The sequence below is a fragment of the Micromonospora sp. NPDC049230 genome (genome assembly GCF_040647875.1).
In the GTDB taxonomy this organism is placed as follows: Bacteria; Actinomycetota; Actinomycetes; order Mycobacteriales; family Micromonosporaceae; genus Micromonospora.
This window is the reverse complement of the sequence record NZ_JBEZCZ010000038.1, coordinates 63,721-74,191: the sequence shown is the minus strand read 5'-3', so window position 1 is coordinate 74,191 and position 10,471 is coordinate 63,721. Positions and strand designations below refer to the sequence as shown.

At 71.5% G+C, this 10,471-nt stretch carries 14 protein-coding genes; 10 read left to right on the top strand and 4 right to left on the bottom strand.

Annotated elements, in window-relative coordinates; all coding sequences use genetic code 11:
- Window positions 1-230: 230 nt before the first annotated feature.
- Window positions 231-1,205, top strand: a complete 975-nt coding sequence (locus AB0A95_RS26910; RefSeq protein WP_357558526.1) for a pirin family protein — start codon at window positions 231-233, stop codon at window positions 1,203-1,205.
- Window positions 1,206-1,640: 435 nt separating this feature from the next.
- Here the strand turns inward: AB0A95_RS26910 and AB0A95_RS26905 are convergent, their stop codons facing one another.
- The gene (locus tag AB0A95_RS26905; RefSeq protein ID WP_357558525.1) at window positions 1,641-2,303 is read right to left on the bottom strand and encodes a DUF1345 domain-containing protein; all 663 of its coding nucleotides are present in this window, start codon (window positions 2,301-2,303) and stop codon (window positions 1,641-1,643) included.
- 42 nt (window positions 2,304-2,345) lie between these two features.
- Window positions 2,346-2,618: a DUF2795 domain-containing protein gene (locus tag AB0A95_RS26900; protein WP_357080502.1), complete on the bottom strand. Its 273-nt coding sequence runs from the start codon at window positions 2,616-2,618 to the stop codon at window positions 2,346-2,348.
- A 158-nt stretch (window positions 2,619-2,776) separates the two neighbouring features.
- Here AB0A95_RS26900 and AB0A95_RS26895 point away from each other — a divergent pair, with 158 nt between their 5' ends.
- From AB0A95_RS26895 to AB0A95_RS26865, 7 genes are all read left to right on the top strand, one after another.
- Complete coding sequence (locus AB0A95_RS26895; RefSeq protein ID WP_357558524.1) at window positions 2,777-3,187, top strand: DUF2267 domain-containing protein; 411 nt, start codon at window positions 2,777-2,779, stop codon at window positions 3,185-3,187.
- A 206-nt stretch (window positions 3,188-3,393) separates the two neighbouring features.
- Window positions 3,394-4,419 (top strand): TerC/Alx family metal homeostasis membrane protein, encoded by a 1,026-nt coding sequence (locus AB0A95_RS26890; RefSeq protein WP_357558523.1) that lies wholly within the window; start codon window positions 3,394-3,396, stop codon window positions 4,417-4,419.
- 76 nt (window positions 4,420-4,495) lie between these two features.
- Window positions 4,496-5,095: a sulfite oxidase-like oxidoreductase gene (locus AB0A95_RS26885; protein WP_357080493.1), complete on the top strand. Its 600-nt coding sequence runs from the start codon at window positions 4,496-4,498 to the stop codon at window positions 5,093-5,095.
- A gap of 7 nt (window positions 5,096-5,102) precedes the next feature.
- Window positions 5,103-5,867 (top strand): ferredoxin reductase, encoded by a 765-nt coding sequence (locus AB0A95_RS26880; RefSeq protein WP_357558528.1) that lies wholly within the window; start codon window positions 5,103-5,105, stop codon window positions 5,865-5,867.
- A 35-nt stretch (window positions 5,868-5,902) separates the two neighbouring features.
- On the top strand, window positions 5,903-6,196 hold the full coding sequence (locus AB0A95_RS26875) for a DUF6510 family protein (protein ID WP_357558522.1): 294 nt from the start codon (window positions 5,903-5,905) through the stop codon (window positions 6,194-6,196).
- Between the two features lie 74 nt (window positions 6,197-6,270).
- Window positions 6,271-6,600 (top strand): TetR-like C-terminal domain-containing protein, encoded by a 330-nt coding sequence (locus AB0A95_RS26870; protein WP_357558521.1) that lies wholly within the window; start codon window positions 6,271-6,273, stop codon window positions 6,598-6,600.
- Window positions 6,597-7,019 (top strand): hypothetical protein, encoded by a 423-nt coding sequence (locus tag AB0A95_RS26865; RefSeq protein ID WP_357558520.1) that lies wholly within the window; start codon window positions 6,597-6,599, stop codon window positions 7,017-7,019. The genes AB0A95_RS26870 and AB0A95_RS26865 overlap by 4 nt, the downstream gene beginning before the upstream one ends.
- 150 nt (window positions 7,020-7,169) lie before the next feature.
- Here the strand turns inward: AB0A95_RS26865 and AB0A95_RS26860 are convergent, their stop codons facing one another.
- Complete coding sequence (locus tag AB0A95_RS26860; protein WP_357558519.1) at window positions 7,170-7,919, bottom strand: SDR family oxidoreductase; 750 nt, start codon at window positions 7,917-7,919, stop codon at window positions 7,170-7,172.
- 261 nt (window positions 7,920-8,180) lie between these two features.
- Here AB0A95_RS26860 and AB0A95_RS26855 point away from each other — a divergent pair, with 261 nt between their 5' ends.
- Window positions 8,181-8,789: a TetR/AcrR family transcriptional regulator gene (locus AB0A95_RS26855; RefSeq protein ID WP_357558518.1), complete on the top strand. Its 609-nt coding sequence runs from the start codon at window positions 8,181-8,183 to the stop codon at window positions 8,787-8,789.
- Window positions 8,790-8,923: 134 nt separating this feature from the next.
- Complete coding sequence (locus AB0A95_RS26850) at window positions 8,924-9,649, top strand: VOC family protein (RefSeq protein WP_357558517.1); 726 nt, start codon at window positions 8,924-8,926, stop codon at window positions 9,647-9,649.
- A 64-nt stretch (window positions 9,650-9,713) separates the two neighbouring features.
- Here AB0A95_RS26850 and AB0A95_RS26845 read toward each other — a convergent pair whose 3' ends face one another.
- Window positions 9,714-10,391: an NAD(P)H-binding protein gene (locus AB0A95_RS26845; RefSeq protein ID WP_357558516.1), complete on the bottom strand. Its 678-nt coding sequence runs from the start codon at window positions 10,389-10,391 to the stop codon at window positions 9,714-9,716.
- Between the last annotated feature and the right edge of the window lie 80 nt (window positions 10,392-10,471).

Sequence of the window (10,471 nt, the reverse complement as noted above, 5' to 3'; positions counted from 1 at the left end):
TACCCCGACGCCTACGCCCAGTGGGAGCAGCAGGCCGCTGATCTGGTCGGCCAGTACTGGAACAGCTGACCCACGGCACGCACACCGACCGACCGTTGGCCGGCACCCGCAACCCGGGGTGCCGGCCAGCGGCACGTCCCGCGCCCCGCACGTCCCGCCCCCGCGGTCGGTGCGGGCCCCTGACCTGGAAGCGCTGCGGCGACGGGTGGGCGTGCGCGTACAGTCGGGCGGTGGAGCGTACCGAATCAATGCTGGCGCAGACCCGCCCACCTGGCGTGGCCGACGTGGATCCCGGCAGTGTGCTGTTGCCCGGCCACGACGTGCCGTTGGGTCGGTACACCACAGTGCGGAGGTTGCTGCCGCAGCGGGCCCGCCGGATGGTCGGCGCCTGGTGTTTCGTGGACCATTTTGGCCCGGACGATGTGGCGCAGCGCCCCGGCATGGAGGTGCCGCCGCACCCGCACACCGGCCTGCAAACGGTGACCTGGCTGCTCGACGGTGAAATCCTGCACCGTGACAGCCTCGGCAACGTTCAGCCGATCCGGCCCGGTCAACTGAACGTGATGACCTCGGGGAACGGCATCGCCCACTCCGAGCGGTCACCGGCCGTCCATCCGCCGGTGATGCACGGCGTGCAGCTCTGGGTGGCGCTGCCGGACCCGGCGCGGGCCGGGGCCGCCGACTTCGCGCACCACGCCGACCTGCCGCGCTGGCGCGACGGCGATCTGGACCTCACCCTGTTGGTCGGCGAGTTCGCCGGGCAGCGGTCACCGGCGGTGGTGCACACCCCGCTGGTCGGCGTGCAGGTCGAGCTGCGCGGCGAGGCGCCGACGACGCTGACGCTGCGGCCCGATTTCGAGTACGCCGTGCTGGCGATGTCCGGGTCCGCCGAGGCCGCCGGGGTCGGGTTCGAGCCGGGGGCGCTGCTCTACCTGGGTGCGGGCCGCCGCGAGCTGACCGTGCGCGGTGGGGCCGGGGCGCGGTTGCTGTTGCTGGGCGGTACGCCGTTCGAGGAGCCGCTGGTGATGTGGTGGAACTTCGTCGGTCGCTCGCACGAGGAGGTCGCCGCCGCCCGGGAGGACTGGATGGCGGGGGACGGGCGTTTCGGTGTGGTCGCCGACGATTCGGCGCCGCCGCTGCCGGCCCCCGCCCTGCCCACCACCCGCCTCAAGGCCCGCGACCGCAGCGGCACCCTGCACGGCTAAAACCACCCAAGCCCAGCGCCCTGGCCTGGCTGGTGGGGGCGCTGGCCCGGGTCGACCTGGAGCACCGGTACGCGGAGGTGACCGGTCGGCCATGACGTGCCCTGGCCCACACTTCGCCAGATTCTGACCAAATGGAGGATGTTCTGTCGTATGGTTGGACCCGGCAGTGCTGGCCGCTCGGTTCGAGTGGGCATCCACCGCCTGGTGACCGCGACCGGTTCGGACGTGGTTCACCGCCTGGGCAGGCTTGCGTGGCGCCCTGAGTCGCGGTTCGTGACCAGGGGCGCCCGCCTGTCCCGGCCCTTCCTCCCGTGCCGCCGCAGCAGCGCCCCGTGTCGTCCCCGGGGGCCAGCGCGATCCCTCTGCCTGACGCGCACACTCCGCACCCGCCCGCCCGGATCAGCCTTGGCGCACCCGGCCGGGACGAGCAAGCCCTCAGCGGGCCAGACCGGCCAGCAGGTTCACGGTCACGGCGATGATGAAGGCGCCGAACAGGTACGACACCATCGAGTGCCGCAGCACCGTACGACGCATCTCGTTGCTTGTCAGGTTGGTGTCGGAGATCTGGAACGTCGTCCCGATGGTGAACGCGACGTACGCGAAGTCGGAGTAGCACGGCGGGTCGGGTTGGTTGAAGTTCACCCCGCCGTCCGGGCCCGTGTAGTAGATCCGGGCGTACCGGGCGGCGAACACGGTGTGTACCACGAACCAGGAGAGCACCACGCTGAGCACGCCCAGGCCGCCGTGTGCTTCCCGGCCGAGGCCGGGTGGCGCGCTCTGGGCGCTGGCCACCACCAGTCCCACGGCCAGCAGGCTGGCCAGGCAGGCGACGAGCAGCAGCGCGTCCCGGATCGCCCGGTTCGGGTCCTCGTGTACGGCCAGCCGGGCGGTCCGCTCGGCGTCCATCGGCCAGAGCTTGCGCCAGACCAGCGTGAGCCAGCTCAGTGCGCCCACGTCCCAGCCGGCGAGCGCGGCGAGCGGCAGCGGCAACAGCAGCGCGAAGAGGAGACCGGCGATGACGCCGACCACCGCCACCACGGCGAGCTGCACGGCGGCCGGGAAACGCACGTCGGGCGGGAGCGAGGGCGGCCGGGTCATCGGTGAACTCCGTGTGTCGCAGCCGTGGCCGCCACCGTCGGGTCAGATGCCGCGTAGGTGCTGCGAGACCCGGTTGTGCGTCTTGTCCCTGGCCTGCTCGGCCCGCTGGGCGGGGCCCACCTCGGGGGCGGCCTCGATGCCGGCCGACCGGGCCACCTCGGTGCCGTTGGCGTAGTCCACGGGTGGCAGGGCCCGCAACGCCTTCAGTACGTCCGGCGGGGCGCCCTCTCGTTCGGCCTCGCGGACCACGTCGCTCTTCTCGGCCGGGTAGTCCAGGCTCGACAGGTACTGAAGGACGTCGGCGTAGCTCGCCATGGCGTGGGCTCCCTCGGGGCATCGATGTGGTCACGACCGGCGGCGGTTACCCGCCCGCCGGACGGTCACGCCCACCCCGGGGAGAAATGCCGGCGCCGTTTCCCGGCGGCCGCCGCGGGTACCCGCAGGCGCCGACGCGAGCCTCAAGGGAGTACGCGATGAACTACGACACCTTCATCGACCAGGTTTCCCAGCGCACCGCGACGTCGTCCGAGCGGGCGGTCGAGTTGACCCGGGCCGTGTTGGAGACGTTCGCCGAGCGGCTGACCGGCGGTGAGGTTCTGGACCTCGCGGCCCAGTTGCCCCAACCGTTGCAGCTGGTGCTCAAGCCGAGCCCGAGCACCGAGCAGGCGGACCGGTTCGGGGCGGCCGAGTTCGTGGCCCGGGTGGCGTTGCGCGCACGCGTGCCGGAGCCGGCCGCCCGGGACGCGACGCGGGCGGTCTTCACCACGTTGCGCGAGGCGATCACCGGTGGTGAGTTCGATGACGTGGCCACGCAACTGCCGCGTGACTATCGGGGCCTGGTGGAGCCGGCGATGGCGCCGGGGGCGACGCTGCGCCGTGCCTGACCGGGGCACACACAGCGGTTTACCAGGGCAACCATCGATGTCCCGCTTGGCGCGGCGATTCGGCAGGGCCTAACCTTGTCGTGCGAGGGGAGTACTTCCCACGAACCATTCCGGTCAGTACGGCGCGCCCGGCGCGCCTCGGGTGGTTGCCCATCAGGTGATGGGTGAAGGAGACCTCGAACATGACGGTGTTCGAGGAGACCCCAATGAGTGACGTGTCATATCTGTCCGCCGCCAGCGACCTGGCGTCGGTGGGCACGCCCACGCTGTGGGCGGTGACCATCGTCGGTGTGCTCCTGCTGCTGGTGCTGGACTTCCTGGTCACCCGTCGGCCGCACGAGGTGTCCATGCGGGAGGCCATCGGCTGGTCGGCGTTCTACATCGCCCTGCCGCTGGCGTTCGGCGGTTGGCTCTGGTCCCGCTACGGCTCCCAGCAGGGTGTGGAGTACCTGACCGGTTACCTGGTGGAGAAGTCGCTCTCGGTCGACAACCTCTTCGTCTTCATGCTGCTGCTGGCCGCGTTCGCGGTGCCGGCGGTGCTCGCCCAGCGGGTGCTGCTCTACGGCATCGCCGGCGCGCTGGTGCTGCGGGCCGTCTTCATCGCCCTCGGCGCGGCGGCGTTGCAGACCCTCGACTTCGCGTTCCTGCTCTTCGCGATCATCCTCATCGCCACGGCGGTGAAGCTGCTGCGCGACGCGATGTCCGGGCACCAGCAGGAGGTCGACATCAACAAGATGCGCTCGGTGCGGCTGCTGCGCAGGGTCATGCCGGTGGTCGACGAGTACCACGGCACCAGGATGACCGTCCGGCAGGGCGCGAAGCGGGCACTCACCCCGTTCGCCCTGGTGGTGGTGGCGGTGCTGGCCACCGACATCGTCTTCGCCGTCGACTCGGTGCCGGCCGTCTACGGCATCACCGAGGACCCGTACCTCGTCTTCGCCACCAACGCGTTCGCCCTGCTCGGCCTGCGGGCGCTCTACTTCGTCCTGCACGCGGCCCTGAGCCGCCTGGTGCACCTCAGCTACGGTCTGGCCGTCATCCTGGCGTTCATCGGCCTCAAGCTGGGTCTGCACTGGGCGCACGGCATCTGGGACAGCGTGCCGCAGATCCCCACCCTGGCCTCACTCGGCGTGATCATCGGTGTGCTGGTGGTGGTCACGCTGACCAGCCTGCGCGCCACCCGGGGCGGCGACCTGCCCGAGGACCGTAAGGTCGTCGCGGAGCGGCACTGACCGCGCCACGCCGCGACGACCGGGAGGTACGGCGGAAAGCTCCCGGTCGGGCCGGCGCGGGTGGTACGACTGTGCCATGGGAATCGTGTCACCGGGCTTTCAGGGTCGGCCCCGAACGCAGGAGCCGGCCCTGCCACCCGGTCAGTACCTGACCGAGGACTTCCCGGTGCTCTCGGCCGGCCCGACGCCCCGGGTCTCCCTGGACACCTGGGAGTTCGTCATCTCCGCCGAGAACGGTAGCGAGCACCGGTGGTCGTGGCAGGAGTTGATGGCCCTGCCGCAGGAGACACCGATGGTGGACATCCACTGTGTCACCCGCTGGTCCAAGCTCGGCACCACCTGGCAGGGCGTCTCGCTGGACACGCTGCTCGACGGCGTCGACACCGGAGCGCACTTCGCGCTGGCGCACTCCTACGGGGGGTACACCACCAACCTGCCGCTCGACGACCTGCGCGGCGGCCGGGCCTGGGTGGCGCACACCTTCGACGGTGCGCCGCTGCCCGCCGAGCACGGTGGCCCGGCCCGGCTGCTGGTGCCGCACCTGTACTTCTGGAAGTCCGCCAAGTGGGTCCGTGGCCTCCGGCTCAAGACGATGGACGAGCCCGGTTTCTGGGAGACCGCCGGCTACCACGACTACGGCGACCCGTGGCGCGAGCAGCGGTACCAGGGTGACTGAGCGCGCCGTGGCGACGAGCACGCCGAGCCGGGCACCCAACAAGTGGCACGTCAGCCGGTTGGTGGAGCGCCGGGTGGAGACACCGACCGCGCAGACCCTGGTGCTGGAGGTGCCGGACTGGCCGGGGCACCTGCCGGGGCAGCACGTCGACGTGCGGCTCACCGCGCCGGACGGCTACCAGGCGGCCCGGTCGTACTCGATCGCCGGGCCGGTGGTGGACGGCCCGGGCGGGCCGCGCATCGAGGTGACAGTGCAGCGGGTGCCCGACGGCGAGGTGTCCCCGTACCTCATCGATGTCTTCGCCGACGGTGACCCGGTGGAGGTCCGCGGACCGCTCGGTGGCTGGTTCATCTGGCGGCCCGAGGAGACCGCGCCGGTGCAGCTTGTCGCCGGTGGTTCCGGCATCGTGCCGCTGATGGCGATGATCCGCGCCCGGCGGGCGACCGGCAGCAAGGCGCCGTTCCGGCTGATCTACTCGGTGCGGACGCCGGGTGACGTGATCTACGCCGACGAGCTGCGCCGTCGGATCCGCGACGACTTCGGCCTGGACATCGCGTACGTCTACACCCGCGAGGCGCCCGAGGGCTGGCGCGGCGAGCCGCACCGGATCGGGCTGGCCGACGTCAACACGCACGGCTGGCCACCCGACCTGGAACCGCTCACCTACGTCTGCGGCCCGACCGCGTTCGTGGAGACCGTTGCCGACCTGCTGGTGGGGCTGGGTCACCCGTCGCGGCGGGTCAAGACCGAACGTTTCGGCCCCACCGGCTGACCGCCCGCCCGCTCCCGTACCGCCGAGGAGATCCGATGACCGAGATGTCGTACCTGGACGGCAACATGCTCGACGGCCCGATGCGTGAGCTGTTCACCGTCGACCTGAGCACCGCGATGGGCCGCTGCGAAAACTGCGGGACGACCGGGTCGATGGCCAGCCTGCACGTCTACTCGCACGCCCCGGGCCTGGTCGCCCGCTGCCCGTCCTGCGAGGCGGTGATGCTGCGGCTGGTCCGCGGACCGGACCGGGCCTGGCTGGACCTGCGCGGCACCACGTTCCTCCAGGTGCCGATGCCGCTGGAACAGCCGTTCCCCAGCCCGCTCTGACGGCCCGCTCTGACGGCCCGCGCCCGACCCCTGCGGCATGATCAACTCGGGTTCATTGAACTCGCGGTGTCCGGGTGTACCGGTTGCCCCGACATCAGGGAAACCGAGGCGACCTTGCCGCGTTCGCACACGACCGACCGAGGGGCTACCAGTTGATCTTCGCCCCGGGATCCGACCGCGCCGGGCCCAGCATCGAGGCCCTCACCCACGCCGTCGAACCCGTGCTGCGGGTGACCACGAACCTCGCCGGCGAACGCCACGCCCTGGAAGCCGCACGCACGCTCACCGCGTGGGCGAACGGATTCGTCAGCGTGGAACTGGCCGGCGCCTTCACGCTTGGCGGCGACGTCGACGAGACATGCGAGTTCGGCATCGCCCGTCTCGCCGACGCCCTCGCCCGATGAGCATCGGTCGATGGCGGGGCACGCCGCTCGCGGTCCGGCTCGTCGTGTCCGTAGCCGTGCTGGTCTTCGGGTACGGCACTGTGGTGCACGTGGCCCAGTTGCTCGTTCCGGAGTTCCGGCCGCAGCTCGCCCTGCCGGGGTGGCTCACTGTCTACTTCACGTCGCTGACGCTGTGGGATCCCGTGGCCGCGTTGCTCCTGGCGGCTCGCCGGGTGGAAGGGCTCGCGCTGGGCTGCGCGGTGTTGGCGACAGACGCTGCCGCCAACTGGTACGCCAACTACGTGCTGGACCCGGCGGTCGGCGTCACCGCGGGACGGATCGGGCAGGCGGTCATCACCGCCCTCGCCGTCACCCTCCTCGCACTCACCCCCTGGCTGGCACGCTGGTTCGTCCCACCCGGCCACCCGGATCGCCCGTGATCCACTCCGTCTCACTGATCCCGGGGTGTCCGGACGTCGCGGTCACCCCGATATCAGGGAAACCGAGTCGATCATGCGCGCACGGTGCCCGCGCACGGCGCCGGCCGACGTCTCGTCGTCGGCCGGCACCGTGGTCGGGCAGCGCTTCGGTCAGATCTGGTTCGCGCCGCCGTCGACGAAGAGCTCGCCGCCGGTCATGAAGCTGCTCTGGTCGGAGGCCAGGAACAGCGCGGCGTTCGCGATCTCCTCCGGCTGGCCCATCCGGCCCATCGGCACGCCGGAGGCGAGCATCTGCACCAGCGCTGTGGCCTCCTGCGGGCTGGCGGCCAGCCCGGTGATGCCCGGAGTCTCGGTCGGGCCCGGGATGAGGGTGTTGACCCGGATCCGGCGGTCGGTCAGCTCGGCGGCCCAGGTGCGACCGAACGAGCGGATGGCGGCCTTGGAGGCGGCGTAGACCCCGAAGGCGGGGGTGCCCTTCGTCGCCGCGGTCGAGCCGGTCAGGATGACCGACGCGCCGTCGTTGAGCACCGGCAGGGCCTTCTGGACGGTGAACATGGTGCCGCGCACGTTGCGGTCGAAGGCATCGGCGTAGTGCTCGACGGTGATGGCGCCCAGGGCGGCGAACTCCCCTCCGCCGGCGTTGGCGAAGAGCACGTCCAGGCCGGCGCCGTGGGCGGTGATCGCCGCGAAGACGCGGTCGAGGTCGTCGAGGTCGCTCACGTCGCTGCGGATTCCCGTGGCGTTCGGGCCGATGGCCCGCACAGCCTCGTCCAGCTGTTGCTGGCGGCGGCCGGTGACGAAGACGTGCGCTCCCTCGGCCGCGAAGCGGCGGGCCGTGGCCAGGCCGATGCCGGTGGTGCCACCGGTGACCAGGGCGGTCTTGCCATTGAGCTGAGCCATGACGCGTACTCCTTGGGGTTGGTGTGCGGGGTGAACCGGGAGAGCGGCGGGGCGGGTTCCCGCCACTGCCGCCGGGGCCGGTCGGCGCCGTCGCGGACCTCGGGCCGGGGCCCGCCTCGTGGTGTCCTGCCGACTCCCCGCACCTGTTCTGTACCGCTCGGTATGAAACGAAACCTAGCAGGGTCCACCGCCATTCCCCAAACTTCTGTACCGATCGGTTCGGCCGGGCGGTAGAGTGGGTGCGGTGAGGGGGCGGATGGCATGACCCAAACCGGACGACCGCGTGGTTTCGACACCGACGACGCCCTGGACCGGGCGATGGAGGTGTTCTGGCGGCACGGCTACGAGGGCGCCTCGCTGACCGAGCTCACCGCTGCCATGGGCATCAACAAGCCCAGCCTCTACGCGGCGTTCGGCAACAAGGAGGGCCTGTTCCGCAGGGTGGTGGCCCGCTACGCCGACGTCGAGATGGCGTACGCGCGCGACGCGCTGGACCAGCCCACCGCCCGGGACGTGGCGGCGGCGCTGCTGCGGGAGAACGCGGTGGCGCTGACCCGACCCGACCGTCCCGCCGGTTGCCTCTCCATCCAGGGCGGCACCGCCTGCGGCACCGACAACGCGGCCATCGCCGACTTCCTGGCGGCCAGCCGGCTGACCGGCGAGAACGCCCTGGCCGCCCGCTTCGACCGCGCCGTCGACGAGGGTGACCTCGCACCGGAGGTCGACCCCACCGCCCTGGCCCGCTTCCTCAGCGTCGTCACCGAGGGGCAGGCCGTGCACGCGGCGGCCGGTGCGCCGCGCGCCCACCTGGAGCAGTCGGCCGAGATCGCCCTGCACGCCTTCACCGCCGCGGCGTATCCCGTCCGCTGACCAGCTCGCTCGGCGTCCCCCGGCAGGGGCTTGCCGCCGCGCCGGAAACTCGGGTGCGGGTGGCCCGGCTCATCCCTAGGCTTCCGCTCCAATGGCTGGCACGGCGTCCGGTCCGAAGGGGAGACGACGTAGCGATGACGGCACACCTGTTCGCGATCACGTTCGACGCGCGCCAGCCCCTGCGACTCGCGGGGTTCTGGTCGGGGCTCCTCGGTCGGCAGATGGTCGACGACCCACACGACGGCGTCCTGGTCCTGCCCACCACCGACACCGAGTTCCGGATCCGCTTCGCCCCGAACGAGCAGCCCAAGGTCGTCCAGAACCGGATGCACTTCGACCTGACGAGCAGTTCGCTGGAGGATCAGCGGCGGTCGGTGGCCCGGGCACTGGAACTGGGTGGGCGACACATCGACATCGGCCAGGACCCGGCGGACGACCACGTGGTGCTCGCCGACCCCGAGGGCAACGAGTTCGACGTGATCGGGCCGGGCAACAGGTTCCTCGCCGGCTGCGGGCCGATCGGCGCACTCGCCTGCGACGGCTCGCCGAAGGTCGGTTACTTCTGGAGTGCGGCGCTGGGGTGGCCGCTGGTCTGGGACCAGGACGAGGAGACCGCGATCCAGTCACCGAACGGCGGTACGAAGATCTCGTGGGGCGGTCCGCCGTACATGCCGAACGGGGGCCGGGACCGGGTGCGACTCGACATCGCCCCGGCCGCCGACGTCGACCGGCGGACGGAGATCGACCGTCTGGTCTCGCTCGGAGCGACGGTCGTCGACGCCGACCCGAGCGCTGCCGGCGGCCGGGTGCTGATGGCCGACCCGGACGACGGGGAGTTCTGGCTCCTGACGCCCCGCTAGCGGGCCGGAAACCCGTCGGCGCCGTCCCCGGGCCGCCACCCGTGTCCGGCGCGGACGGCGCGCGTCAGTCGAAGACCGAGACGCGGGTGCGATGGTGTCGGGGGGTTTCGATCTCGTCGATCACCGCGACCGCGAGGTCGGCGTACGACAGGGTCGTGGATCTGCCCGACGGGGGGACCGAGTCCCCGCCGAGTTGGTACCTGCCCAGTCGGGGGCCCGCCGCGTCCAACATCGCGGGTGGCGTGAGCATGAGCCAGTCGACAGCGGTGTCCGCCGCGCGGAGGCGGTCCAGGCCGGCGGTGTGCGACAGGGCGAACGGGCGCAGGTGGCTCGGGAACGCCGCGGGGTCGTCCAGGATCAGACGGCCGTGCTCGTCGCGAAGGTTGGCGAAGAGTCCGATGAGGACGAGACGACCCACTCCGGCCTCGGTCAGTCCGTGCAGGAGCGCGTCGACGGTCTTGACGTAGAACTGGTCGTCGAGGCGGCCGAGGGCGGCCAGGGCCTCGGGTCCGGACGCGGGGCTGACCGTGCTGACCACGGCGTCGTGGCCCCGGGAGATGGTGGACGTGGAGCGCGGGTCCGTGACGTCGCCCCGCACCACAGTGACGCCGTCCGTACCGATGTCGCCTGTCGTCGCCGGATTCCGGACGACAGCGGTGACCCGATGTCCACGGGCGCGCGCCTCGGCGGTGACGGCCCGTCCCGCTCTGCCGCCCGCCCCGAAGATGGCAATGCCACTCATGAATCCGTCCCTTGTGTGATTGTCGGTGTGGACCCCAGGGACGGTATCCACGAGATACTGGTTACTGCAAAGAAACTGGG

What these genes read in the sequence shown, in the direction of transcription:
- AB0A95_RS26905 (WP_357558525.1), bottom strand. Translation starts at nt 2,303, where the DNA reads ATGACCCGGCCGCCCTCGCTCCCGCCCGACGTGCGTTTCCCGGCCGCC.
- AB0A95_RS26900 (WP_357080502.1), bottom strand. Translation starts at nt 2,618, where the DNA reads ATGGCGAGCTACGCCGACGTCCTTCAGTACCTGTCGAGCCTGGACTAC.
- AB0A95_RS26895 (WP_357558524.1), top strand. Translation starts at nt 2,777, where the DNA reads ATGAACTACGACACCTTCATCGACCAGGTTTCCCAGCGCACCGCGACG.
- AB0A95_RS26890 (WP_357558523.1), top strand. Translation starts at nt 3,394, where the DNA reads ATGAGTGACGTGTCATATCTGTCCGCCGCCAGCGACCTGGCGTCGGTG.
- AB0A95_RS26885 (WP_357080493.1), top strand. Translation starts at nt 4,496, where the DNA reads ATGGGAATCGTGTCACCGGGCTTTCAGGGTCGGCCCCGAACGCAGGAG.
- AB0A95_RS26875 (WP_357558522.1), top strand. Translation starts at nt 5,903, where the DNA reads ATGACCGAGATGTCGTACCTGGACGGCAACATGCTCGACGGCCCGATG.
- AB0A95_RS26865 (WP_357558520.1), top strand. Translation starts at nt 6,597, where the DNA reads ATGAGCATCGGTCGATGGCGGGGCACGCCGCTCGCGGTCCGGCTCGTC.
- AB0A95_RS26860 (WP_357558519.1), bottom strand. Translation starts at nt 7,919, where the DNA reads ATGGCTCAGCTCAATGGCAAGACCGCCCTGGTCACCGGTGGCACCACC.
- AB0A95_RS26855 (WP_357558518.1), top strand. Translation starts at nt 8,181, where the DNA reads ATGACCCAAACCGGACGACCGCGTGGTTTCGACACCGACGACGCCCTG.
- AB0A95_RS26850 (WP_357558517.1), top strand. Translation starts at nt 8,924, where the DNA reads ATGACGGCACACCTGTTCGCGATCACGTTCGACGCGCGCCAGCCCCTG.
- AB0A95_RS26845 (WP_357558516.1), bottom strand. Translation starts at nt 10,391, where the DNA reads ATGAGTGGCATTGCCATCTTCGGGGCGGGCGGCAGAGCGGGACGGGCC.